The organism is Chamaesiphon sp. VAR_48_metabat_135_sub (genome assembly GCF_031418915.1).
Taxonomy (GTDB): domain Bacteria; phylum Cyanobacteriota; class Cyanobacteriia; order Cyanobacteriales; family Chamaesiphonaceae; genus Chamaesiphon.
The window spans coordinates 1-2126 of sequence record NZ_JANOJV010000132.1 but is presented as its reverse complement, the minus strand read 5'-3'; the positions used below and the strand labels follow the sequence as shown (position 1 = coordinate 2126).

The following is a 2126-nucleotide window of genomic DNA, read 5'->3' as shown; positions in this document are numbered from 1 at the left end:
TCAACAAAGCGATCTATCGCCACTATGGACTGCTTATCCTCAATTAGAATATCTCCGAGTACGCGGTAATGAAGGATTGAGCTTTGGCGAAATTAAGCTTGGGCGATTGAAAACATTAATCGTCGAAACTGGTGGTTTGAGTGTCGAAAGAGTTCGAGAAATATGTGAGAGTCATCTGCCCCAATTAGAACATTTAGAACTGTGGTTAGGTACCGATGGCTATGGTGGCGATACGACGGTTGAAGATCTCGCACCGATTCTCAGTGGGGAGTTATTTCCTTATCTCCAGTATTTAGGCTTGAGAAATAGTTATATTGCCGATCGAATCGCAACTGCTGTCGCAAATTCAACTATCCTAGTCAGAATAAAAGTTCTCGATCTATCCTTAGGCAATTTAGGCGATATCGGTGCGACGGCTTTATTAGCTAGTCCATTTATTCATCAACTCGAAAAACTCGATCTCCACCATCACTATCTATCTGAAATATTAGTCAAAGAATTGGAGGAATTATCGATCGTCATCGATGTTAGCGATCCTCAAACAGCAGATGAACATGACAATGAAGAATATCGTTATATTGCCGTTTCTGAATGATTATATTTATATTTAATCTAAAATATCCTAGATGAATGTCGATCGATTAATTGGTACCCACGATTTCTTATTTATTACTCTCGACACCCTGCGATATGATGTCGCCGAGGCATGTCTAGAAAAAGGACTTACGCCGAACTTAGCGCGGTTATTACCCGACGGTAAATGGGAACGTAGACACACACCAGCCAGCTTCACATATGCCGCTCATCAAGCATTTTTTGCCGGCTTTTTACCCACACTAGATTTACCTGGTAAACAGCCTCGGCTATTCGCGCTGAATTTTGCGGGGAGTGAAACAACGGGAGAAAATACTTGTGTGTTTGAAACGGCAGATATTATCACTGGTTTTGCCGATCGAGCATACCATACGATCTGTATTGGTGGGGTGGGCTTTTTTAATAAGCAAAATGCGCTGGGAAATGTCTTACCAGGGATGTTTACCGAGAGTCATTGGGATACTAGTTTGGGTGTGACGGATGTTGATTCTACCGAAAATCAGGTGCGAATAGCGATCGACTGTTTGGCAAAACTTCCCCGATCTCAACGAGTGTTTCTGTTTATTAATATTTCGGCTCTACATCAGCCCAATTGTATCTTTCTCCCTGGCGAAACGGTGGATTCAACTATCACTCAAGCGGCGGCTTTAGCTTATGTCGATCGACATTTACCCCCATTATTTCAAGCCATGCAACAACGCGCTCCAGTAATGGGGATTATTTGTTCGGATCATGGTACTGCTTATGGTGAGGATGATTATCATGGGCATCGATTGAGTCATCCGGTGGTGTGGAATGTGCCTTATGCTGAGTTTGTTTTGCCTCGGATCGATCGATCTCAAGCTAACACTCTCTGAATTAGGGGAATTATCTGTGCGGATCGGGGTACTGTTTATTGATGGATCGACGCGGCTGTCTGTAATGTGCCTTAAACAGATTTTTGGTGGTTTCGATCGTTTTATTGGAGGAGGGTAGGTTACGCACTAAAACAATACTTTCTATGTGTATATTTTTTGCGCTAGCCTCTACAAAAATGTTCGTATAAGAACATTTTGATTTTTAAATAGGTACACCCCAAGGAACGAAATATCTCGTCATTATTCTCTCATTACTGTATGACAAAACTCCAAACCTTACTCGCAACTTCTACTTACACATCCTATTCTTATGCCTATCCCCACAAAACAGCCTATCGCCCCTTAGATCCACCAGCGCATTTATCAACAGTTTGGGCGCAGGAAAAAAAGGAAGCATTATTTCTCTATCTACACATTCCCTTTTGTGAAATGCGGTGTGGATTTTGCAACTTATTTACCCAAACTAATGCAGGCGAAGATTTAGTTACCCAGTATTTAAAAACCCTCACCAGAGAAGCCAAACAGGTAAAAGCCGCTTTGGGTGATTCCCAATTTGCGCGGATGGCGATCGGCGGTGGTACGCCAACCTTCCTGAGTGTGTCAGAATTGGCACGGGTATTCGATCTGGCTGCGGATGTTATGGGTGCAGATCTCCGCGCTATCCCGATCTCCGTC

The 2126-nt window shown here is 43.1% G+C and carries 1 protein-coding gene and 2 pseudogenes; all 3 read left to right on the top strand.

Going from position 1 to position 2126, the window contains the following annotated elements:
- A pseudogene (locus tag RMO55_RS09335) lies at positions 1 to 595 on the top strand (hypothetical protein); the annotation flags it as partial.
- Positions 596 to 626: 31 nt separating this feature from the next.
- Positions 627 to 1451 (top strand): STM4013/SEN3800 family hydrolase, encoded by an 825-nt coding sequence (locus tag RMO55_RS09330; protein WP_310426016.1) that lies wholly within the window; start codon positions 627 to 629, stop codon positions 1449 to 1451.
- A gap of 258 nt (positions 1452 to 1709) precedes the next feature.
- Positions 1710 to 2126, top strand: a pseudogene (locus tag RMO55_RS09325) (coproporphyrinogen III oxidase family protein); the annotation flags it as partial.